24 protein-coding genes are annotated in these 23378 nt (G+C 50.1%); 1 reads left to right on the forward strand and 23 read right to left on the reverse strand.

All coding sequences use genetic code 11. The annotated features are described in order from the left end of the window. Positions 1-9: 9 nt before the first annotated feature. A complete protein-coding gene (locus BBD38_RS01045; RefSeq protein WP_066683581.1) occupies positions 10-1656 on the reverse strand; it encodes a hypothetical protein in 1647 nt (548 codons plus the stop codon). 95 nt (positions 1657-1751) lie between these two features. Between BBD38_RS01045 and BBD38_RS01050 the strand changes: the two genes are divergently transcribed. Continuing rightward, entirely contained in the window at positions 1752-2045 is a 294-nt protein-coding gene (locus tag BBD38_RS01050) for an EscU/YscU/HrcU family type III secretion system export apparatus switch protein (protein ID WP_066683585.1), read from the forward strand. Positions 2046-2056: 11 nt separating this feature from the next. Here BBD38_RS01050 and BBD38_RS01055 read toward each other — a convergent pair whose 3' ends face one another. The 22 genes from BBD38_RS01055 to BBD38_RS01160 form a co-directional block, all read right to left on the reverse strand. After that, positions 2057-3109, reverse strand: a complete 1053-nt coding sequence (locus tag BBD38_RS01055) for a protein-glutamate methylesterase/protein-glutamine glutaminase (RefSeq protein WP_066683587.1) — start codon at positions 3107-3109, stop codon at positions 2057-2059. A 25-nt stretch (positions 3110-3134) separates the two neighbouring features. Further along, positions 3135-4337 (reverse strand): flagellar motor switch phosphatase FliY, encoded by a 1203-nt coding sequence (gene fliY / locus BBD38_RS01060; RefSeq protein ID WP_066683589.1) that lies wholly within the window; start codon positions 4335-4337, stop codon positions 3135-3137. Next, positions 4330-5325, reverse strand: coding sequence for a flagellar motor switch protein FliM (gene fliM / locus BBD38_RS01065; RefSeq protein ID WP_066683591.1), 996 nt, complete (start codon positions 5323-5325; stop codon positions 4330-4332). The genes fliY and fliM overlap by 8 nt, the downstream gene beginning before the upstream one ends. A 41-nt stretch (positions 5326-5366) precedes the next feature. Then, complete coding sequence (locus tag BBD38_RS01070; RefSeq protein WP_066683596.1) at positions 5367-5795, reverse strand: flagellar basal body-associated FliL family protein; 429 nt, start codon at positions 5793-5795, stop codon at positions 5367-5369. 11 nt (positions 5796-5806) lie between these two features. Further along, a complete protein-coding gene (locus BBD38_RS01075; protein ID WP_066683597.1) occupies positions 5807-6619 on the reverse strand; it encodes an OmpA/MotB family protein in 813 nt (270 codons plus the stop codon). Further along, complete coding sequence (locus BBD38_RS01080; RefSeq protein ID WP_066683598.1) at positions 6612-7436, reverse strand: motility protein A; 825 nt, start codon at positions 7434-7436, stop codon at positions 6612-6614. Before BBD38_RS01080 ends, BBD38_RS01075 begins: the two co-directional genes overlap by 8 nt. Before the next feature lie 37 nt (positions 7437-7473). Continuing rightward, positions 7474-7689 carry a flagellar FlbD family protein gene (locus tag BBD38_RS01085; RefSeq protein ID WP_066683599.1) on the reverse strand — a complete coding sequence of 72 codons (216 nt, stop codon included), beginning with the start codon at positions 7687-7689 and terminating at the stop codon, positions 7474-7476. A 29-nt stretch (positions 7690-7718) separates the two neighbouring features. After that, entirely contained in the window at positions 7719-9362 is a 1644-nt protein-coding gene (locus tag BBD38_RS15055) for a flagellar hook protein FlgE (RefSeq protein WP_066683601.1), read from the reverse strand. A 115-nt stretch (positions 9363-9477) separates the two neighbouring features. After that, the gene (locus tag BBD38_RS01095) at positions 9478-10128 is read right to left on the reverse strand and encodes a flagellar hook capping FlgD N-terminal domain-containing protein (RefSeq protein ID WP_066683603.1); all 651 of its coding nucleotides are present in this window, start codon (positions 10126-10128) and stop codon (positions 9478-9480) included. Positions 10129-10168: 40 nt separating this feature from the next. Next, on the reverse strand, positions 10169-11407 hold the full coding sequence (locus tag BBD38_RS01100; protein ID WP_066683605.1) for a flagellar hook-length control protein FliK: 1239 nt from the start codon (positions 11405-11407) through the stop codon (positions 10169-10171). Between the two features lie 63 nt (positions 11408-11470). Continuing rightward, positions 11471-12049: a hypothetical protein gene (locus BBD38_RS01105; protein WP_066683607.1), complete on the reverse strand. Its 579-nt coding sequence runs from the start codon at positions 12047-12049 to the stop codon at positions 11471-11473. Between the two features lie 39 nt (positions 12050-12088). Next, positions 12089-12520, reverse strand: a complete 432-nt coding sequence (gene fliJ, locus BBD38_RS01110; protein WP_147568033.1) for a flagellar export protein FliJ — start codon at positions 12518-12520, stop codon at positions 12089-12091. Continuing rightward, positions 12517-13851: a flagellar protein export ATPase FliI gene (gene fliI, locus BBD38_RS01115; protein ID WP_066683609.1), complete on the reverse strand. Its 1335-nt coding sequence runs from the start codon at positions 13849-13851 to the stop codon at positions 12517-12519. The genes fliJ and fliI overlap by 4 nt, the downstream gene beginning before the upstream one ends. Next, positions 13848-14612: a FliH/SctL family protein gene (locus BBD38_RS01120; protein ID WP_066683610.1), complete on the reverse strand. Its 765-nt coding sequence runs from the start codon at positions 14610-14612 to the stop codon at positions 13848-13850. The genes fliI and BBD38_RS01120 overlap by 4 nt, the downstream gene beginning before the upstream one ends. Beyond that, positions 14596-15603 (reverse strand): flagellar motor switch protein FliG, encoded by a 1008-nt coding sequence (gene fliG / locus BBD38_RS01125; RefSeq protein WP_082989383.1) that lies wholly within the window; start codon positions 15601-15603, stop codon positions 14596-14598. The genes BBD38_RS01120 and fliG overlap by 17 nt, the downstream gene beginning before the upstream one ends. A gap of 2 nt (positions 15604-15605) precedes the next feature. Beyond that, positions 15606-17246, reverse strand: a complete 1641-nt coding sequence (gene fliF, locus BBD38_RS01130; RefSeq protein WP_082989384.1) for a flagellar basal-body MS-ring/collar protein FliF — start codon at positions 17244-17246, stop codon at positions 15606-15608. A 110-nt stretch (positions 17247-17356) separates the two neighbouring features. Then, positions 17357-19123, reverse strand: a complete 1767-nt coding sequence (locus BBD38_RS01135) for a methyl-accepting chemotaxis protein (RefSeq protein ID WP_066683612.1) — start codon at positions 19121-19123, stop codon at positions 17357-17359. A gap of 46 nt (positions 19124-19169) precedes the next feature. Next, positions 19170-19643, reverse strand: a complete 474-nt coding sequence (locus BBD38_RS01140; protein ID WP_066683614.1) for a chemotaxis protein CheW — start codon at positions 19641-19643, stop codon at positions 19170-19172. Positions 19644-19679: 36 nt separating this feature from the next. Beyond that, complete coding sequence (locus BBD38_RS01145; protein WP_066683616.1) at positions 19680-21791, reverse strand: chemotaxis protein CheA; 2112 nt, start codon at positions 21789-21791, stop codon at positions 19680-19682. A gap of 57 nt (positions 21792-21848) precedes the next feature. Continuing rightward, positions 21849-22205, reverse strand: a complete 357-nt coding sequence (locus BBD38_RS01150) for a response regulator (RefSeq protein ID WP_066683618.1) — start codon at positions 22203-22205, stop codon at positions 21849-21851. 75 nt (positions 22206-22280) lie between these two features. Next, positions 22281-22760 carry a chemotaxis protein CheD gene (locus BBD38_RS01155; RefSeq protein ID WP_066683619.1) on the reverse strand — a complete coding sequence of 160 codons (480 nt, stop codon included), beginning with the start codon at positions 22758-22760 and terminating at the stop codon, positions 22281-22283. Next, positions 22757-23356 (reverse strand): chemotaxis protein CheC, encoded by a 600-nt coding sequence (locus tag BBD38_RS01160; protein ID WP_066683623.1) that lies wholly within the window; start codon positions 23354-23356, stop codon positions 22757-22759. Before BBD38_RS01160 ends, BBD38_RS01155 begins: the two co-directional genes overlap by 4 nt. Positions 23357-23378 lie beyond the last annotated feature (22 nt).

The following is a 23378-nucleotide window of genomic DNA, read 5'->3' on the forward strand; positions in this document are numbered from 1 at the left end:
TCCCTCCTGTTATATTTGAATATCGATTCCCGAAATGCTGATCTTTTTTTCGTTCTCCAGCGTTTTAAGCACATTGAGCGGGGTTGCCCGCTCCTTCAGTCCGGTAACGGATACCCTGCTGAGCGGAAATCCGTCGCTCTTCATCTGTGCGGCAAATTCCTCCGAGTTTTCCAAAAAAAATTGTCTCACAGGCTCATCCATAATCCGGAATTCTACCGAGAGATTATCCGGGGGCTCTGATCGAAGCACCGCCTCCACACGTCCCATATGTTGCGTATCCAGTCCAATCAACACAGTGACCGCTGTTTTTTCACCGGGCTTTTGCGCATGGCTGCGTTCAAAAACATACAAATCAGCCGTGCCTTTCCCTTCCCGTGTTTCATACGGAATTTGACAATAGCAAAATTGTTCCATTTGATTTCCGAGACGTGCCTGGGTATTTAAATCATTCGCCTTTTGCGCCGCAGGACTCGTCTCTCCCATCAGCTTTATGACGCCGCTTTTTAATGACTCCGTAAGGCCTTGTTGCCCATGAACGGTGTCTTGGAGCACTTTTGCATCATTCTGAATATCGCCGCCCTTTATCCGTACAAAGAGCCGGCTGAGCGTTTCAAGTAAATTCCCGGCTTCCCGCCCATTTACCGCCTCCGTGAGGGGCTGCACATCCATTTTGCCGTCCTGCATTGTTTGGCCGGATTTCGGTATTGCCGCCATATCACTTTTTGGTATGTCGGCGTGAACCTGCTTCAGGCCTGCATCAACAGGCGTTTGTTCCCGGCTTCCGTTTACAGGTGCCTGGGCCTCAGGCCTCCCGGCCGCTTCCCGCGCAAAACGAAGTCCCTCCGTCAGTACGGTTTCAAATTGCTGTCTTTCTCCCGGCGAAAGCGGTAATTTTTCCAGGAACGCTTGAACGGAAGCTTGTATTTCCGCATCACCCGAATCGAACAAATTCAATTGGACAGCCAATCGCTCAAATCCCATATTCTGTAATTCCATCGCTTGCTTCGGCGTTGCCTGGGCCATTACCCTGTCACGAAAAACCTCCGTAAAAAGGTCTTTCCCTGATTGTTGGATCAACTGTCCGATTTCCTCAATGTCTTTCCCAAAATTGGCATCTCCCGAACACCATTTCATTAAGATTTCCGCATTTTCCGGAGTTGGGGGAATTTTGTTGGCCGCCATAAACACTGCAATTGACGTTGGTATCTCGGGCAGGCTTTCAGCAACCCAAAACAAATCAGCGATCTTCTCAGGCGTAGGTTCAATATGAAAACGCAGCAACAGCTGTGTTGCAGCCGCATTCGTGCGGGAAGGCGGCAGGCCCATATCCATCAGGAAGACCTGGAGCTCGTTTGCCTCCAGATCAACTGTCTGGCCGTTGACTGCGCTTAGCCTGAGATATGCTGTGCCGGAATCCTTACTTACCATCGTCAGTTCAACAAAATCCCCGGGCTTTATGAATAATCCCTTGGGAAATTGCGCGTGGATTTCGTGGCCTTCGGGCGTCCTGAACGTTGCTTCCTTCCCGGAAACCTCGATCACTTCCACACTCACCGTATCGCCGGCAGAAAGGTCTGCAAAAGGCGCGGTACTGGTTTGCATTCCGCTTCCCGGTTCCGTTGTGGCGATATTCGTTATACCTGTAATCTGCTGCATCCCTCTTGTTTTCCTTTCTTATTTTCTATTGCATGGCGCTTTGGCCGTGGTATAATGTACCTGAATATTAAAAAACCAAGCGTGGAGCATTCGTTATGAAGCAAAATCCCGACCGCCGCCGGCTTCAGGCCGCCGCCCTCAAATATGATCCCTTATCCGGCGATGCGCCTATCATCGCCGCACTTGGCATAGGGCCTGTCGCTGAAAAAATCATTGAAACAGCGGAAGAACACCATGTGCCTGTCGTTGAGGATAAACCTCTTTCCGACGTTCTTGCGGGCTTCTCTGTAGGCGATGTCATTCCTCCGAAGCTTTATGAGGCTGTAGCCCGGATTCTTGTTTTCGTCAGCCAGAAAGACGCTGAATTTCGGGGAAAACTGCCATTTTAAACATCCGTTCATCAGGCCTGCCGCTTTGTCAGGTAATTCATCAAGGCATCTGCAATTTGGTCGAGCGGGGCCTGCGTCGTAACCGCACCCATCCTTTTGGCAACCATCGGCATTCCATATACGACGCAGCTGGCTTCGTCCTGTCCGATGGTGTAGGCGCCTTTTTCTTTCATTTCAAGAAGCCCCTGGGCGCCGTCCGCACCCATTCCGGTCAGGATAATTCCTACCGTATTCCGATCCGCAAACTTTGCCACAGACTGAAACATTACATCCACCGACGGGCAGTGACCGTTTACTTTCTCACCCTGCCATAGGTGAATCACCATATCGGTCCCCCGCTTAATAATTTGCAGGTGCCTGTCTCCTGGTGCAATATATGCGTGTCCCGGTTTTACGATGTCATTTTCTTCCGCTTCCTTCACAGAAAACGCACACTCCTTATCCAGCCGTTGCGCATACATTTTTGTGAAAACGGGCGGCATGTGCTGTGTAATCACCATACCGGGGATGTTCGCCGGAAGCCGCCTCAAAATCGTGCTTGTAGCCTCGGTTCCTCCGGTTGACGCTCCAAGTGCAATCAAACCGGCACGCAATGAAATACCCGGCACGGCCGCCAGTTTGCTGCGCGCCGCCATGGCAGCTGCGGCGCGTTTGGCCTTCACATCAACACCGGCTGCAACGAGAACCTTCTCTTCGACTTCCCTTGAAAAACTTGCCATGATTTCTCCTGATGTGGCGGAAGGTTTCTCAATAAAATCCACCGCCCCGGCGCGCATCGCATCAAACACCGCCCCGTCAAGCGAGCTAACCATCACAACCGGAAGCGGGTGCTGCGGCATCAGTATTTTAAGGAATTCCAGCCCGCTCATTCGCGGCATTTCTATATCCAGCGTCATTACATCCGGTTTAAGCGCAAGAATTTTATCCCTTGCTTCATACGGGTCTTTTGCAGTGCCTGCAATAGCCACTTTGGGATGATTTGTAAACGCATCCGCAATTGCCGTCCTGAAGAAAGCGGAATCGTCGACAATGAGCAATTTAATTTTTCGATTATTGACCACCATATTCTATCAATCCTATGCAAAAATTTTATAGCAGTTCCCGCGCGCTCGGCATATTGATTTCCGTGATCCGAACTCCATAGTTGTCGTCGATGACAACGACTTCACCCTTTCCGATACACTTCCCGTTGACCAGAATATCCACCGTCTCACCTGCGGCCCGGTCCAGGACGACGACCGCCCCCGTGTTGAAATCCAGGATGTCTTTGATTTTTTTCTTTACCCTTCCAAGCTCTACCGTCACACTCATGGGAACATCCAGAATCATTTCAATGTTTTCCAATGACGGAACCGCGGCGTTGCCTCCTATCTCGTTGAAACTCTGGAATTGCGGCTGCTGAACGCGTATATTTTGCTGTTCATGGATCACCTGCGGCTGTGTTCTCCCTGCTTGTGCGGCCGGTGAGACGGAAGCGACCGGCCCGGGTGCAGCCGGGATGCTTGTAGGCTGGGGCGTCGGGTTCTGCGGCGCCGGTTTACCGCCAGGTTGCTCCCCGGTTACCGCCGGTTCATTTGTTTCCACTCCCATATCGGCTTGCATTTGCTGCCACACCTGATTTGCCATTTCCTTTGCGAACCCCACAGTCAATACCTGCATAATTTCGCTTGTGAGAAGCTCTTCAATTTCCATATGAAAATTAATCCGGACAAAAAGTTCGTTGTTATTGGCAAAAAAATCCGAAAGATTCTCATCGTGGATTGAAATTCGTTTCGTAACCGGCGTTGAAATATCAACCATTCTGTGCAGCATATCGGCCAGCGCCGTTGCGGAGGACCCCACCATTTGATTCATGATTTCGCCAATTGCGCTCATATGAATTTCTGTCAGCTCTATATTGTCCGGATCGATCTCCTCCTCGTCTCCGAGCATAAGATTGGTAATCTTGGCAACGTCATATTCCTTCAGGATCAACAGGTTGTTTCCCTCGAGTCCGCGGGTATACTTAATTTCCGATACCACCAGTGGCGCCGGATATTCGCCGCTTAAAGATTCAACCGTATGGATTGAAAGCTCAGGAGTCGTGATCGTCGTTTTTCTGCCAAGCAGGGTCGACATTGTCGTAGCGGACGTACCCATACAGATGTTTCCAATTTCCCCCAGCAAGTCCTGCTCACTTTTGGTCAGGTAATTGTCAACGGATAGGTCTTCGCCAGAAGTTTCCTGCGCGGGAGTTTCCGTGTCGGAAAGCATTTTTTCAATCTCTTCCTGGGATAAAACTTCGTTACTCAATGTTCTCATTCTCCTTGATAATCTTTGCTATTTGAACTGCATACTTATGGTGATCCGTTCCGACCACTCCCCTAAACTTGGGAATCGATTCCACGCTTAAGTTGATACACTCCTTGATGGGATGATTGAGGCATATGACGTCGCCAACCTGCATTCTTAAAATTTCTCCTAATTGCGTTGCCGTTTCGTTAAACGTCGCTTCAATTGTTACGTATGTGTTTTGTAATTGTTCCTCAATCGTTTTTTCCTGATTCGGTCCCTTATTTTGCTTTTGTGTTTCCGCAAGCGTCCAATTAACCGTGCTTAGCTGCTTTGCAACCGGCTGGATCGCGTAATGCGGGATGCACAGCGCAATAATTCCCTCTATATTATCGATCTTCGCATTCATCGTAATAATCGCTGCCGGTTCGTTCATCGCCGCTATTTGCGTAAACTGCGAACTGCTTTCAATTGTTTTGATTATGGGCTCAACACTGACGATCTTTCCCCACGCATCTTTCATGACCCCCATCATCTGGTGCATAATATTTTCTATGAGCGACATCTCTATCTCTGTGAAGGACTTTTCATTCTGCGAATAGTCCGCTTCCCCGCCGAAAAGGCGGCTGATCAGCGCATAAACGAGGGAAGAAGAAAGTTCCATCAACAGCGAGCCCTGGAATGGGTCCATGTCGATCACTCCTAAAATGACCGGCGTGGGAAGGGAATTGTTGAATTCACCAAAGCTCTGTTCCTCCACCGATATCACTTCAACGCTGCACACGGTGTGCAGCAGCCCGGTCAGTTTATTGGTAAGAAGGTACGAAAAGCTGTCAAATACAACGTTGAGCGTACGCATCTGTTCCCTATAAAATTTGTTCGCTGTTCTGAAATCATAAAGGCGGGCAGCATTCGGCTGCGCCTCCGGCGTTTCCTCCGGGATATCTTCTCCTGCGTTCAAAGCGTTTAACAGCGCGTCAATTTCATTTTGCGATAAAATATCGGACAACTGGCTTCCTCCTACCTTCCTTGTAAAATCACAAACGCTGTCTACTGGATCACAAAATCACTGATGTAAACAGTCTGCAGCTCTTCCAGCCGGAGCGCCGTTTTCAACTCCGCCGACATTTCGCCTTCGAGCATATCGATTGCCCCGGCGGTACGCAACTCGTCCTCCGTATGGCTGATAAGGACCTTGATAACCGCGTTACGGATCACAGCGTTATTCGTTTCAAGGAATGTTGTTTGGTCTTTTCCCGTAAGCGCAAGCGAAACGCTTGTTTTGCACAGCGCACTGCTTTCCTCGATGTTCGTCACAAAATATTCGCCCGGCACATAATAATACATATCTTCCAGTTTTACGGTCTCGCTTCCGGCCTCTTCCTCCGGCGCGGGCTTCAGAACAAAATAATAGACGCAAAAGGCGGCGATCACCGCAATCACTACAATAATAATCGGCAGCACTTTTTTCTTCTTCATGTCATTCTCCTCTATTGTCCTTTATGGAGCGCATTCTTGCTTTCCAGAATAAACTCAACCCGTCGGTTTTGCTGCTTGCCTTCCTGCGTATCGTTCGATGCCACAGGCCTGGTCTCGCCCCATCCCTGGGTAACGATCGAATCACTGTTCGGCATGCCGCAGTTTGTTCCTAAAAACCGCAGGACCTCATTTGCCCGCTCGCTCGAAAGGCTGCGGTTGTCTTTGAACTGTGCAGGCTGTTTTATCAGGTCAGTATCCGTATGTCCTTCGATTTTCAGCATATTGACGCTGTCCCATGACTCCATAATCATATTCCCAAGATCGTTCAAAATTGTTTCCGCCGTTTCGTCCTTGATATCCGCCTTGCCCGAATCGAATAAAATTCCCTCGAGGATTGTGATATAGATGTATTGGCCGTCCTTTTCCACAATAATCGTAGACCCGAGGTTATGTTCTTCAATATACTGCGTCAGCTTGCTGTACAGTTCATTGAATGTCGCCTCAACTTTGTAGTCATACTCCATCTTCTCCTCACTGTCGCTTTCCGCCGTCAGGTCCTCTTTATCCCGCGGCGTCACCTTGGGGATATAGTCGGACGGGGCGAATCCCGCCGTCGGATTCAGCGGATCGATCGGCTCAACGAGCGCGCCTGCCGGTTCTCCCGTAAAGGATTGTACAATGCGAATCCATTTTGCCTCGTTGATCTGTGACGAGGCAAACAGCATTACGAAAAAGGTCAGAAGCAACGTCACCATGTCGCCGTAGGTGTCCATCCAGTAAGCGCCCTTACTTTCGCGCTTCTTTTTCTGCCTTTTGTCAGCCATTCTGAACTTCTCCTTCCGGCTCCGCTGCATCCTCCGCCGGTTCCGCAGACTTCTTCTTTGCATCCTCGAGGTCCGAGGCCGCGATAAACGCCTTCAGCTTATCCTCGATGACCCGCGGGTTTTCTCCATCCTGGATGGAAAGAATTCCTTCAATAATGATATCCTTACACAGCATTTCCTCCGCGTTTTTCGCTGCCAGTTGCTTGGCAATCGGGTTAAAAATCAGGTTTGCGAAGATAACGCCGTAAAAGGTCGTAATCAGGGCTGTAGACATGGAAGGCCCGATCGAATCCATATCCCCCGTCAAATTTTTCAGCATGTTGATGAGGCCAATCAGCGTGCCGACCATACCAAACGCGGGCGCACACGACGAAGCTGTCTCAAACATGGAAATCAGCTTGCCGTGCCGTTCGTCCGTAAAATATGCCTGCGTTTCCAGCATGCTTTTCACAAGCTCCGGGTCCGTGCCGTCCATAATCAGCATAATTCCATTTTTAACAAATGGGTCCTTGATATCGTCAAGGCGGTCTTCCAGCGCCAGGATTCCGTTTTTGCGGGCAACATTCGCCATTTCGACGATCTCATGCACCTGTTCCATATAATTGTTTTCACTTTTCCGCAGCGCCAGTTTGATAAGCGTCGGTATCTTTTTCAGGTCTTCCATTGGATACGAGGCAATCACGGCGCCGATCGTACCGCCCAGCACGATTGAAAGCGAAGCTATTTCTACGAAGTTGTTAATATCGCCGCCCTGCATAATGCCAAAGAATGTCATCCCAAAGCCGAGTGCGATACCCATCAATATTGTTATGTTCAAACAAATTCACCTCTTACCTTGCATAGTCCCGCCGCTTCTATTCCACTGCCCTCGCCGCCGTACCGGGGAGGCCCAGGAATATTTTCTGCTTATAGGCGACGATCCGTTCGACAATCTCCTCCGGGCTGTCCAGCACCAGGATTTTTTTCCCGGATGCCAGAACCAGCACCGTATCCGGAATTATTTCAATGAGGTCGATTGCGTCCGCGTTGACGATACACGTCTCGCCGTTAAGCTTCGATACTTCTATCATTCCCGGCTCCCCTTTCCGGCAGCTTATCCTTACCGTTTCAGGTTAATCAACTCTTCCAGCATCGAATCGGTAGTAGTGATAATCCTTGAATTCGCCTGGAAACCCCTCTGCGTCGTAATCATATTGACCATTTCCTCCGAGAGGTCTACATTTGACATTTCGAGGGAAGACGGCGTAATGCCGCCGGTGCCGCCCGACCCGGCAAGGTTGTATGTTACCCGTCCGGAGTTCGCGGTGGCCGCATAGAGGTTGGTCGCCATCTTTTCAAGCCCTTCCGTATTGGTGAAATTGGCAAGCGCCAAATATCCGAGGATAACCTTTTCGCCCTTTGCCATTTCCACCGCTCCGGTAATCCCGGGCGGCGTCCCCTGCGCTTTAAGCTGGCCTATCACAGCCCCCTCTTCATTGATCGTGATATTTTCATACGCATCCTGGTCGATTACGATATCGCCAATCGTATTGCCCGCTGAAAAAGCGTCGTTGTTCGAAATCGTAATCGTGGCGTTCTGCATCAGGGTATCGAGATTGCTTATCGCGGTGCCAAATCCATTTGCCCCCTCTGTCACAGGCCCTGTGATGGAGAAAGAGCCGTTGCCAAGGATTGCGTTCAGCTGTGCCGCCGAATCCGCCAAGCTCGTCGTATCGATATCGGCCGTCGCCGTAAACGTTACCTTCCCGAGCGGGGTCGTTACAGTATAGGTATTGCCCGCTGTAAAGGCCGTCACGGCAGCGCCCGTCGCATCGTCGATAATGCTGAACGGTCCGCCCGCAACCGCCGTTCCGTCCTTCATCAGTTCAAGGCTTGCGTTGTCCGCGCCCACCTTGAAAGAATATCCGCCCTTTTCCGCCGTAGGAACCGCCGTATCGTCTACGGTAAATGTGACGTTTTCAAAGCCCGTTCCGCTCGCGTCGGTCAATCCTTTCAGGTTATTCATCGCATGTGCGCTTGTCGCAAAGGTAATGTCGCCAAGGTTAGTCGATACCTTATAATTCGTATTTGGCTGGAAACCGTTTGCATTCGTCACAGTGGTCGCGCCGTCCGCCGTTGTAATATCGAGGTCTTCCTGAATCAGTATCCCGTTCTTATACATATTGACCTTGTTGTTTGCATTGATCTCAAATGTATAGGTACCGGAACCGGCAGTCGTGACAGCATTGTTGTTCGCGGTGAACGTATACGAATTAAATCCTGTTGCAGCTGCGTTGCTGATTCCTGTCGAACCCGATATCTTGCCTGCGTCGCCTGCCCTGTAGAGCGCATTGAATCCCTGCACAAAATATCCGCTTGGCGTCACAAGACTGCCGTTGCTGGATACCGAAAGGTTTCCGGCACGGGTATACCGTTCGCCCTCTCCGGTACGCACCGTAAAGAAGCCGTCGCCGCTGATTGCCAGGTCAAGTACATTGCCCGTATACTGCGCCGCACCCGGCGAGTGCTTAATCACAATTGCGTTGCATGTCACGCCAAGGCCAATCTGGCGGGCATTGACGCCGCCCTGGTTTGCCGTCGGCGCAGAAGCCGGCGCTACCGTCTCGCTGTACAGGTCCGCAAAATTCGCTACGCTTTTCTTGAAGCCCAGCGTATTTACGTTTGAAATATTGTTACCGATTACGTCCATTCGGGTCTGGTGGGTCCGAAGACCTGTTACGCCCGAAAAAAGTGCCCTCATCATAATGAGCCGCCTCCTGATATTTCATCAATTTGCCTAATTGTTGTTGCCATCATTATCATAGCTGCAGTCATTGCAAAATAATGTGGAACCTTCCTGCTTTATCACCATGCCATCCTTAGCTTATTTTGGTGATATACGATACAGGGACTTCCTTGCCCGTCTGTGTGTCCGTATCCTTTAATTTTGCATAAACCACGCCGTTCTTTACCAGAATTGCCTCAACTTCGCCCTCGACCTTCACATCCTTTGTAACGGTCTCACCCGTCGCCGCATCCTTGGTCTCTTCGGGCACCGTGGCTTCCACGGTTTTCCCAACCAGGTTCGCAGCCTGGGAAATCATTGCGTTTGAATCGATTCCGGTATCATAAATCTCCGTAACCGCACCCAGCGGCAGATAATAATTGCCTACCTGCAGATAGTCGGCGCCACCCTGGCGGACTACCCCGGTTACCCTTCCGAGTATCTGGACTGTAGACCCATTGTCTTCCTGTACTTCTCCAACGACATTTTTGCCAATTAGGGAATATGCCTGTGAAGTGCTGAATGAAGAATTCAGCTGCTGCATTTGCTGCAAGGAATTAAATTGCGCCATCTGTGCAATGAAATCCGTATCCTCCATCGGCTGCAGCGGGTCCTGGTTGGCAAGCTGTACTGCCAGAATTTGCAAAAATTCTTCCTCTCCAAGTTCCTGCTTGGGAACCCTTGATTTTGTCTCTGTCGCGGATGAAATTCCTCCGGTTGTCGGTGTAACGATTCCTGTTGCCATTTCTCAAAATCCTTTCTGTGTTCTTCGGTTTTCCTTTAATTTAAGCACTGAATTCCACAGAACCTCCTTGCTCTGCAAGCACGTCGTAATACGAAAGGCTGTCATAGAATGCCGCCGCATCCTCCACACCGTCGGTTGTTCTTCCCTGAACACGGCCGAAGGTGTTTTCCTGCTGCCTGTTTCCGTCCCGGTTGTCCCGGGTTGTCGAGCTGGCAGTCTGGTCGTAAATCACTTCCATATGAACGACGTTAATTCCCTTTTCCCTGAGCGTGGCCTGAAGCTGGTTCATATCGCTCTGCAAAATCTGCTGTACATCGTGATTGGATGTCATCAGCTTGGCGGCAATGCCTTTTTCTTCCGCAGAAAGCATAATCGATAAACCGCCCAGATGCTCGGGTTTCAGTTGCAGAAAAAACTCTGTTTTTTCTTTGGTAACCGTACTTTTCACTTGCTCGATCACTCGCGTAAATATACTGTCTTTCTGCTGCAGCGGCTCCATTTGCTCAGGCTGTACTCCCAAAATCTGGAATTCCACCTTCCCATCGCTCCTGACCGGGGCGGTAACCGGCGATTGTTTTCCTGCCACAGGCTTGCCCGCTTCAGTCTCGCCATGATCCCTGCTTTGCTTTTTACCATCGGCCGTTTCTTCTGGAATCCGCGTCTCCGCTTTCGGTACGTCGCCAGCGGACCCGTCGTGTATGCCGGGCGGTAAAGACTCCTTTAGCTGCTGCGCCCCGATGTCCTCCTGTCTGCCGCTTTTTTCCAGCATTGTATCTGCCTCCTTGAGGACTTGCTGTACAAAAGAAACCGCTTCCGGAGTGGAGCCTGTTTTAATTACCGGTTCTTCTGCCGGTGATTCCGGAACAGGCGCGGCCGAATTTATTCCTGCAGTCCTGGCTTGCTGTCCCGTTTCCGGGAACGGAGGAGCCGGGCCGGTTCCAGCCTGAGCCTGCGGCTCACGGTCCGCCTGGCTTTCCTGGTTTGGAAGCATTGCCGTATTTAAAGGGATAAACGGAATTGTTTCCGCGAACCCGGAGACATCTTCCCGCTTTTCATCCTCTGGCAGCCCGGGTTTCTTTTCATCGTTCGGCAACGAAACCTCCTGTTCACCAGCTTTGTTCTCCGGTTCTTGCGCCGCATCTTTTTTTGCAGGATGTTCAACTTGGCCTGCTCCCGTTGCCTTGTCCATCTCCCCGGCGAATTCCCCGGCGAATTCTGCGCCGTCCGTTTTAGGGACGGATATCTGCAGCATCTCCGCAACGCTATTCACTTTCATCATTCTTTTCACCTCCCTTCTCCTGGTTTTATATTTCCAGCGCGCACGTTTCCGTACACGGGGAAATCACGACATAAACTGTGATACTGCGGATGCTTTCGCCGGGTCCATTGCCCCGAGGATTTCCGCCGCCTTTTTTTCGTCGATTGCGCCCAACACTTCCGCGATCCACGAATCACTTGTTGTATTATCAAATATCTCGGCTGCCGCCGCTTTATCCATTTGTTCAAAAACCGGGGCGACAGCCTTGGCGCTTTTGGACTTTCCGCCTCCCGTAGTCGCCGTCTCTCCCTGGGCTGCTTCCGCTTCCTTTTCACTTAATTGCTGTTCCCTTTGTTGCAGGGCCTGTTCCTTGGCATCAAGCTCGCTTTTCTTCTGCTCATATGCTTCCTTTTCGGCGTTATATTCCTCGATTGCGGTCTGGTAAGCCGGGTCTTGCCCCTTAAAGAAATCGATCACACGTGTCTTCAGGCCCAGGAGATTGAAATAGTAAAAAACGCCAATGCCCGCAATTAATACAACAATCAAAATAGCAGCCACCGCTTTTCCGCTGATCCGTTTCTTCTGCGGAGCTGTTTCCCGGTCGGAAGCCTGTCCTGATTTTTCTGCCTTTACTTGTTGCTGAACTGCCTGCTTTTCGTCCACGTTTGTTCTCCGCATTCCTTTCTTGAAAGATTGTTTTTCTCAGTATCTTGCCTGCATAAAGTCCTCGATCATTCTATCGTCGCTTTTCTGCACTTCTTTCATATAAGCGATATACTGCTCCTCGCGCATCCGTTCCAGCACATGCTGCTCATTAATCAGCTTAAGCAATCCGCTCCTGCATTCCCCGATACTTTTCTCACAGCTGGCGATAACATTTTTCTGCCTGCGCATTTCTTTTTCCAAATATTGGAGGTAATCTCCAAACTGCCTTACCTCGCGCATTTCCATTCCCGCCTTGCATTTTTCCCGGTATATGCTTTGCTGGGCGTCAAAGATGGAACGGTTCGCCTTAAGCTGGTTTGAATAATTGAGAAGATTTTGATTCAGCTCTTTCAACCGGGCCCGTTGTCTCTTTTCCTCAGACTGCTTTACGTCATATAGTTTTTGCAGGGTAAATCGAAACCGTTTCATCCGGCCTGCCCCATATCCTTGGCAATCACGCCCAGCATGTTCAGCATCTGGTCAAACGTTGCCTCCTCGCCGATATCCTGCTTCAACATACTGAGGATCGGCTCATGAAGGCTTACCGCCATGTCTGTTTTGGCATTGCTGCCCTGCCTGTAGGCGCCAATAGAAATCAAATCCTTCACACTTTCATATTCCATCATCATATCCCTGACGTAATTTGCCATTTTCCAATGCTCCATGGAAACGATATCCGGCATTAATCTGCTTACGCTGGCCAAGATATCGATTGCCGGATATTGGTTGCTGTTTGCCAGCTTCCGCGACAAAACGAAATGTCCGTCCAGGATTCCCCGCACCGTATCTGAAATAGGCTCGTTCATGTCGTCGCCCTCCACCAGCACCGTATAGATTCCCGTAATGCTGCCTTTCCGGGAAGTCCCCGAACGCTCCAAAAGCTTGGGGAGCATGGAGTAAACAGAAGGGGGAAATCCCCGTGAAACGGGAGGCTCTCCCACTGTCATACCAATTTCCCGCTGCGCCATCGCAAACCTTGTAAGCGAATCCATCATCAGCATGACGTCATACCCCATATCGCGAAAATACTCGGCAATGGCCGTTCCAACCATGGCTGATTTCAACCGTAAAAGGGCGGGCTGGTCGGAGGTCGCAACCACCAGGATTGATTTTCGGAGTCCCTCCTCCTTCAAATCCTTTTCAATAAAATCCAGCACTTCCCTTCCGCGTTCTCCAACCAGCGTAATCACATTGATATCGGCGCTTGCATGCCGTGCAATCATCCCAAGAAGCGTGCTCTTGCCAACGCCGCTGCCGGCAAAAATACCAATCCTTTGCCCTTTTCCAATGGTGAGCAATCCGTCGATTGCCCGGATACCCAGCGGGAGCGCTTCTTTGATGCGCGTCCTTTCCAGCGGGTTGGGCGGCTCGTTTTCAATCGGATAATACGCCTCCGGTTCGATCGCCCCTCCGTCGTCCATGGGCCTTCCAAGCGCGTCGAGGATTCGCCCCCTAAGTCCATTCCCAACGCTTACCTTATATTCTTCCCCCGTGGCCATTACCTTGTTGCCCGCGCCGATGCCCGTTACATTACCAAACGGCATCAGCAGCACGCTCTGGTCCCGAAAGCCCACAACCTCTGCCAATACGGGGGTTCCCTCCACATGGGGATATATCTTACAAATATCGCCCATTTTGACCATCGGGCCCCTTGACTCTATCGTAATCCCTACAACGTTTTTAACGGTTCCGCTCATTTCCATAAACTGCCCGTTTTCAAGGATTGTTTTGTATTTTGAAACCCTGTTTTTAAGGCTCATGCTCCATCCGCCTCATACAATGCTTCGGCTATGCGCCTATGCTGCATGCCAATCCCTGATCGAAGCGCGCCGAACCCCGTTTCGATTACGCATTCCCCGTGTTCTACCGCCAGGTCCTGTTTTACCTGAATTCCGGAGCTTTTGAGCAACGCGGTGAATTCATCTTTATCGTCGGCAAAAAAACGTTCGTATTCTTTTTGGCTTACCTTCAACACAATATCGCTTTGCTCTTTTACTTTTGAAAGCATATCCCGGACAATATTCAGGAATACTTTATCGTTGCGGTCAAGCGTTTCCCGGACAACTTTTTCTGAAACACACAGCGACAGGTCGAGGACGCTGGTTTCCATTTCCCTGAGCATTTCATCCCTTGCTGCCACGAGTTTTTTCTTTAATTCGCCCAATTCCAGCCGTTCCTGTTCGATTTCTTTTTTCAGTTCATCCTCCGCCCTCCTGAGGCCTTCCGCATACCCGTCGTGCTCAGCCTGTTTCAGCGTTGCTTCCGCTTTGCTTTCCGCATCTGCAATGAGCTTCCCGGCGCGCGCTTTCGCTTCCTCGATCTTTTGCTCCATTTGGAGCAGCTCCTTCTTTTTCAGGTCGATTGGCTGCTCCACGCGCGCTTCTTCCTCCGTTCGCGGCGCTTCGGTTTCCGTCTCCTGCTCTTTCGCCAACTCATGAAAACCAGGGATCACAACCACTCCCGCCGATTCGAGTTCGTCATTGCCGATGGAATTCCGATCGATTCTAAACAATGAGTTCATCCTCTGCGCCTCCTCTGGAAATTTCAATTTCACCCGCATCCTCCAGCTTGCGAATCACGTTTACAATCGTCTGCTGGGCCTGTTCCACATCGCGGACGCGGACAGGTCCCATATATTCCATATTCTCAACAATCAGGTCATGCAGGCGCTTACTGATATTTGCATAAATTTTCTCCGCAATTTCTTCTGCCGCTCCCTTGAGTGCAATTGTGAGAATGTCATTATCGATTTCTTTTAATACCTTCTGCAGGTCGGCATTACCCAGCTTTACAATATCCTCAAATACGAACATACGTTTATGTATCTCGTCCGCCAAATCAGGATTGTCTTCCTCAACGGTGTCCATAATGTGCTTTTCCGTGTTCCGGTCCGTTGCGGCAAGCATCTCAACAACCATGTCGACGCCGCCGACCGTCGTACTTTCCTCCTGCCCCATACTGCTGATTTTATATTCCAGAATCCGTTCCGCTTCGCGGATATATTCCATGGAAACAACGCCCATGTCGGCGACGCGCTCCACTACTTTTGCCTGGAGCTCTTCCGGCAGTGTAGAGAGGATGCCCGCCGCCTGTTCCGGCTTGAGGTAAGATAAAATCAGCGCAATCGTCTGCGGATGTTCGTTTTGGATCAGGTTACTGATCTGTGCGGTATCTGCCTTGCGCACAAAATCAAACGGACGCACCTGTAAGGCTGCAGACAGCTTTCCGATCAACTCGTCCGCTTTGTCGTCCCCAACCGCCTTGACAAGCACATCCCGCGCGTAATCGATACCGCCTTCCGAGATGTATTTCTGTGCGACACACAAATCGTAAAATTCCCCGACTACCGCATCCCGCGTCTCCTTGTCAAATGATCTGAGCCCGGTGATGCCGAGTGTCAATTGCTCAATTTCATCCTCCGTCAGGTGCTTATAAATTTTTGAGGAGATGTCTTTTCCAAGCACCACCATTAAAATTGCGGCCTTTTCCTTCGGCAAAAGATTCTCAACCACCGTTATCTCCCTCCGATATCGTCAGAAAGCCAATTACGCAATAATTGGGCGATTGCATCCGGGTCCCTGTCGACAAGCTGGCGCACCTGGCTCACCATATTATCGTTTTTCTCCTGCAGCAGTTCTTCCACATTCAATTCTTCATCCGCCACAACGTCAACGCTTGGCTGTTCTTCCTGTTCTTGCTGCTGCATTTCGGTCCAATTCGCCATACGTTCCTGTTCCAAATCGCTTTCGCGCTTCTTTTTGATTTCCCGCAGGATTATCAGCAGCATAACCATGATTCCGGCAATGATTGCCAGGGGAACAACGACATTTTTAATCATGTCACTGGTGCGCTGCGCTTCCATTTCCTTTGCCTGCTCCTCCATCGCCTGCGCATACAGCGTATTTTCTTCAAACGGCATTGCGGAAACTGTTATTTTATCTTCCGGTACGCCAATCGCCGTGGCGATCTGCTGGCGCACCTCAGGCAATAAATCCGTCAGGCTGTCGTCCCCGTTAATAATCAATGTTGCGGACAGGTCGGAAATATCTCCCTGGGCTTCCTCAATTTGCTGGTTGATCTCGTTGACTTCAGCATTAACTTCGGTCACAGTATTATAATAAGTGCTGTCCTGGGCAGCCGCGTCAATTTCCTGATACGTCGGCGCCCCGCCGTTGGGGTCCACGCCCGGCTCCCCTTCCGGCGTCGTTCCCGCGTTCTGGAGACGCTCCGTCGTCTGCTTCATGCTGGTGATAATTCCCATGTTCTCCGCATCGTTTGTCGGCGGCGAAAGCGTCAGGGAATTCGTCGTATTCTTATCAAAATCAAGAATAACGTTTACGCTCGCAGTCAGGTTTTCCGGCCCGAACACAGGAGAGAGCAGGTTTAATACCTGCTGCTCCAATTCGCTGGAGACCTTTTTCTGCAGCTGAATCTGTGCGTCCACCTGTGTTGTTCCGCCGCTTCCCTCCGAAGCGGTTCCATACAGGTGCATATTCTGGTCGACAATCGAAATATTATCCTCTGTGAGCGCCGGGACCGCTTTCGATACAATCGCACGGATTGCATCCACATCGCTCTGCGAAAGCTGGTCGCCCGACGATTTCAGCGTCACCATTACGGACGCGCTCGACACCTTTTCGTCATCACCCGATAAAACATAAGGACTGTCTTTCGCCAGAGCGAGCAGTACGGTGCTGTTTTTAATCTTTCCAAGCTTATTGATGGTCTGGGCGATATTTTGCTGCAATTGCGCTTGTTCATAATACGCTTTGTCCTTATCGGTTGCGCCAAAGCTGCCCGCATTTTCCGAATAGAGCGTATAATCAAAATTGTCGCTTCCCGGCAGTCCCTCGGATTGAAGCGTATAACGCAGCTCATCCACCTTGTCCTTGGGCACCAAAAGCGTTCCGTTCGGTGCGGATTTCACTTCCACGCCCTCTTCATTCAGCGCAGTAATGATGTTACCGGCTTCTTCGTCGGAAAGACCGCTGAACAAAGCGGCATATTCTACCTGATTCGCCATGTTTAAAACAACACTAAGCGCTATAATCGTCAGAATAACCACCGCAATAATCAGTGCTTTTTGTGATTTTTTTGTATTTTTCCATGCTGTTAAAGCTTTTTTGCCAGCATCTGCGATGTTTACCTGCGCCAGAGAGGATCACTCCTTTTATCGCCTTCGCGGTTCTTCATGGGTTTGCAGGGACCGGAAGCCGTTCCGGTCCCTGCATGCTTCCTGTTTTTGTGCTTAACGGATAGGTAAAATTAATATTTATCCCCGCCCAATTCAAACTGGTCTGCGCCGCCAATCCCGCTTTCCGGATCATAATCCATATTGATTGTGCTTTCATCCCGGCTCTTAAGCTGGAAGCGCCCAACCAATTGCTTCATCATATCCGCCTGCCCCGACAGCTCTTCGCTTGCCGCAGCGCTTTCCTCTGCCGTTGCGGAGTTGGTCTGCACTACCATTGAAATCTGCTCTACGCCTTGGTTGATTTCCGCTACGGAGCGCGCCTGCGCATCGGAAGAAACGCCAATCTCTCCAATCAACACATTGATTTTTTCCGCATTCTCCACAACCGACTTCAATACGTTGGCAGTCTCCACTGCCTTATTGTTCCCGATTTCAACCTTTTGGAGAGAACCTTCAATCAACGCCGAGGTTTCTTTTGCAGCCTCTGCGCTCTTAGTCGCAAGGTTTCGCACCTCATCGGCGACAACCGCAAAGCCCTGGCCTGCCGTACCGGCACGCGCAGCTTCAACCGCCGCATTGAGCGCAAGAATATTTGTCTGGAAGGAAATGTCGTCGATCACCTTGATAATTTTGGAGATTTCCTGGGAGCTTTGGTTGATATCGTTCATGGATTCCAGCATATCGCTCATGTGACCGTTGCAGGTTTCCACAAGTCCCGCTGTCGTGCCGATCAGGTCCTTTGTCTGCTTTACGCTCTCTGCGTTCTGCTGGATTTGGTCGTTCACCTGTGCGATGGATGCGGACAACTCCTGCACGGAACTGGACTGTTCCGTTGCTCCCTGCGCCAGCGCCTGCGCGCCCCTCGATACTTCGTTTGAACCGATCGCCACCTGCCCGGCGGATTGATCCATGCTTTCAAACGTCGAATTCAGCGAAGAAATAATTTTATCCATCGACGATCCGATCAGTTGGAAATTGCCCATATAGTTTTCCTTCGATTCCACATCGAGGTTTCCATTCGAAATTTCATGCAGCACGTTTGAAATTTCACCGATGTAATTTTTAAGGGTGCCAACCATGGAGCGCACATTTCCCGCAAGCATCCCGAGCTCATCGGGCGCTTCATATGCAACGCTGATCTCCAGGTTCCCCTGCGCAATCTGCGTTGTCGCATCCACGCATTCCGACACGGGCTTCCTCACGCTCCTGGTGATCTTCACCGCCAGTACCATCGCTACGATAATCTCTGCCGCCAGTAAGGCAATAATCAAAATAAATTGGTTTCGGGAAGTCGTTTCCGCATCCGCCATAAATTTATCCGCTTCCGCCTGGGCGTTCTCCTTCATCGTGGTGATTTTCTCGAGCGCCTGGTCAAGCAGTGGCGTAAATTCATTTTCCAGCATTGGCCCCACGACCGCCGTGTCGTCTGTTCCGGCTGTTACGGACCCCATGACCTTTTCCAGAATGGGGGTACCGCTTGCAATAATTGCTTCAAATTCCCCGATTGAATCCGAATAGGACGGATAAATTTTTTTCAATTCGGCAGCAGCCGTCACAATCTCGTCGTTGCGTTGCTGAACCTTGTCTTTCGTTTCATCAATTTGTTCCTGAGATGTGGAAAGCGTCATTTGGTATAAGTCGCGCGTGACCTTCTCCACATTTGTTTCAATGACGGCCATTTGCTCAGCCGCCGCATACGGCTGGTTATATAAGCCGTTGAGTTCGCCGCTCATTGTGTTGAAGCCAAATATGGATACCAGCCCCAGCGCGACCGTGAGTATGATGGCAATCAGGAAACCAAACAGTATCCGCGTTCCAACTTTCATCTTCTTTAACATTTCAAGCTCCTCCCAAAGTTCACTCTTTATTTATTCGCAATCGTTATTAATGCTCAAATACATCGTCGCCAATAATTTTTTCACAGGACATCAGCAGGATCAGCTTCTCCGGCTGAACGGCCACCCCGCTTACAAACCGGTCCGCTTCGCCGGATGCGCTTTGGGGAGGCGGATTGATATCCGCGTAGTTAATGTCAAGCACTTCATCCACTGCGTCTACGATCAGGCCTATTTCGATCCCTTCAACGTTCACGACAATAACACAGGTTTTGCTCGTATATTCCTGCTCCTCATATCCTACGCGTAAATTCAGGTCAATGAGCGGCACGATAAGGCCCCGCAGGTTAATGATTCCTTTCGCATAAATGGGAAATTCGGGAACTTCCGCTATTTTTTGTACCCCGATGATTTCCATAACCAATGAAATCGGCAGCCCACAGCATTGACCGTTTATGAAAAACGTCAGATATTTTTCCAATTCGCCCTGCCCGCTTTCCAATGCCGAATTTTTTTCTTCCAAAGGGCATTCCTCCTCGCAGCGTATTTGTTTTCCTTTTTATGCCAAAAGATTATTAATGTCCAGTATCAAGGCAATTTCACCGTCCCCCATGATGGTGCATCCGCTGATCCCCTTGATCCTCTTAATGGTTTTGCTTACGTAAAGGGGCATGGGTTTCACAACCGCCTGCTGTTCTCCGAGGAGTTTGTCCGCAAACAAACATGCTTCCCCAACTTCGCTGTCTACCAAAACCATAATTCCCCTTTTCAGGTCGTCCTCGCTGCCTTGTACATGAAACACTTTATGCAGCCGTACAATCGGGTAGCATACCCCGCGTATGATAATCATTTCGTTTCCATTCGGCTCCGTAACGATCTCATGAAGGCGGGGCTCGAGGGATTCACGGATCGCAAGCGTCGGAATGATATAGGTCGATTTTCCTACCGTCACTTTCATCCCATCCATGATTGCAAGGGTGAGCGGAATATGCATGGTAATGGTGGTGCCTTTCCCATGCTCGCTGTCAACGGTAATACTCCCTCCGATTTTTTCAAGGTTTTTATGTACGACGTCCATACCAACGCCGCGGCCCGAGTATTCCGTCACGGCGTCATTTGTCGAAAATCCGGGGAGCAGCGTAAACCCGTACGCCTCCTTATCCGTAATTTCGTTCTCCGGCTTGGAAGTGAGTCCCTTTTCATAGGCCTTCTGAATAATTTTTGCGCGGTCCATTCCTATACCGTCATCCATGACACGGACAATAATATCGCCGCTTGTGCTGTTTGCCTCGAGTGTGATCTTCCCCCTCGGGTCCTTGCCTGCCGCGCTCCGCTCTTCGGGGGTCTCGATGCCATGATCCATTGCATTGCGGATCAGGTGCATTAAAGGGTCGGAAAGGTTATCGATAATGTTTTTATCGACCTCCGTATCCTCCCCAATAATCACAAGTTCGGCTTCCTTATTCGTCTTTTTCCCGATATCGCGCACGATCCGCTGCATTTTATGGAAGGTTGCTGCCACCGGCACCATGCGAATCGACATCACAATGTCCTGCAATTCGTCCGTCAGCTTCCTCAGCTGGCGCGCCTGTTTTTCAAAGTTTTCCAAATGCAAATCCGCAAGGTCCGAATTTTTGGTCACCATCGATTCGGTTGTCACGATCTCACCAACAAGGTTCATCAGCTTATCGATCTTGTTGACATTTACGCTGATAAAGCTCTGTTTGACGGTTTTATCTTCTTTTCCCTGTTTTTTCTTTCCCTTATTATCGCCGGAAGGTTCTTTTTGGGGCGCGGGTTCCTTCTGCGCGGCGTCTTCCCCGCATTCGTCGGCCGGTTCCTTCTCCGCTTCCTGCTGTTTTAAGTCCGCCGTTGCTGCAGGCGCGGCAGCTTCATCTTCCTCGCCAAACAATACGCTTTCCACCAGCATGGTTTCTTCCACTTTTTGTTTGATGATTTCTTCATATTCTTCCGGCGTCGAAAACGCCATCCAAAATCCATTTTCCGCAATTTCGGCGTCATGCTCCGTCTCGAGGTCTTCCGGCCACGTCAGGATACTGGAATACAGGTCCTTAATAGACATTTTTATGCTGTCCGCGCGGATCGTTTCCATTTGGCAGCCTTTTTCAAATAAAATTTTTGCCCAGAATTTTTTGTCTCCCGGCAACGCTTTCAGATTCCCAAGCAATGAACGGGCAATGTCATTCAGCCCCTGCGCCTGCTTCGCATCATCATCTTGTGCTGGGGTTGCAGGTTCGCCAATCCCTTCCTCGCCTTCCAGCCGTTTCCTCAGCTCCGCAAGCTCCGAGCAAAGCTTTTGGGGATCGCCGTCCGGCGCGTTGCCATCCTGGATTTTTTCGATTTCTTCCTTGAAAAAATCGATTGACTCCAAAACAATATCAAAAATACGCTCCCACTCCGATTCAGGAGGATTCGTCTCACGTATCTTGGAAAACAGGTCCTCCACGGCATGTGCAAGCGTTGCCACATCGTTATATTCCATCATGGCTGACGAGCCCTTGATGGTATGCATCACACGAAAGGTTTCATCGATCTGTTCTTTGGATAGCCCTTCGTTTTTTTCGCCGCCCAACAGCAGTTCTTCAAGCTGTTCCAGCAGTTGGCTGTTCTCAAGCACATACATCGAGACCATTGAATCCATTTCGCTCATTTGCGTTTCTCTCCTGTCCTGAATAATCTCACAGCTGCAAGCACCGGTTTTAAACCATTACTTAAATTTACTGAGCGCGGCTACGATGATGTCTTCCTTGAAGGGTTTCACAACAAATCCTTTTGCCCCGAGCATAACGGCCTCCTTGACCATTCCCTCCTGTCCAAGGGCGGAAACCATGACAACATTTGTCTGGGGCCTGGCCTTCATAATTTCCCTTAAGGCGTCGATCCCCGACATCTCCGGCATCGTAATATCCAGCGTCACGATGTCGGGGGCGAGCTCCGTACATTTCTGGATTGCCTGCGCGCCGTTTTCGGCTTCTCCCACAACTTCAAAGCCGTTCTTGGAGAGCATGTTTTTAATTGTGAGTCTCATAAATGCGGCGTCGTCTACAACCAAAACTTTTTTCATGTTTTTCCTCCTAAATCTATCCTGTCTTTCGATCTTTCCGGATTTCAGTCATTTCAAAACTTAAAGGTCCGGCTTCTATATTGTCTTAACTCCTTTGCCCACAGTCTTGACCATGAGCGATCCATTCTCCGGATCAAGTTCAATCGTCCTGCCATAGCTGCCACCCATATCTTCCGCAATAATTGGAATCCTGAGGCGCAGTACCGCCATCTTACTGTTGAATGCGTTCCTGTCCCCAACCTTCAGGGCGTCGCTTTTCCCAAGGCCGCCAAACATATGTGCACCTCCGGCAAGCTTGGCGGTAAGGGCCCTGGGGTTTGCTCCTGCCCTGACCATTTGTGACAGCAATTCATCCACGCCGGTATCGGCATATTTGGCCCGTATTACATTCGACTTTTTTCCGCTGTCCGGCATAACAATATGGACCATGCCGCCAATTTTGTTAATTTTGTCGTAAAGTACAACTCCGATACACGAGCCCAGTCCCAGCGTGGCAACATGCTGCGGCGCTTTCACGACGGCAAGCTCTGCCATTCCGATGATTACCGTTTTCATAAGCTTCCCGTCAGTGCTTTCTTTAAAGTCTCAAGAGACTCAAGCGTGGGCATCATAAAGAAATTGCCTTTAATGCTCTTGGCGTCTCCCCCAAATTCCGTGCGCAAAAAAAGAACCGATTCCAGCTCTCCATAGACAAGAACCGGAACGTTCATAATCGCCATAGCCATATCGATTGTCATTTCAGGTACGCTCGGCATGATCGTAAGCTGCATCATTGACGCAATTGCCGAGAGATAGGTGCTGACCATAATATTGCATACTTCGCGCATTGCCTCGTAATCCGGCACCTCAAAGTCCTGCTGCGGAATTTCCTGCCCCAGCAGGATGCGGAGCGTATTGCGCGCGTCTTCAAGCTCCTGTGCAAGCAAAATATAACCGTCTATATCGCCGCTCATCTGAACGAGCATTCCCAAAATTACATTATCCGCCCCGCCCATTCGCTCTGCGATTTCCGCATAGCTGATCATTTCACATTTCGGAACGCTGATGTCGATTGCCTGCCCCGTCATTTCGGAAAGGGCGGAAGCCGCGTTTCCCGCGCCTATATTGGCAACTTCTTTTAGCATATCTAAGTCAATTTCACTTATTTCCATACCCGTTCCATACCCGCTTCCT

This window comes from Christensenella intestinihominis, assembly GCF_001678845.1.
Classification (GTDB): Bacteria; Bacillota; Clostridia; order Christensenellales; family Christensenellaceae; genus Christensenella; species Christensenella intestinihominis.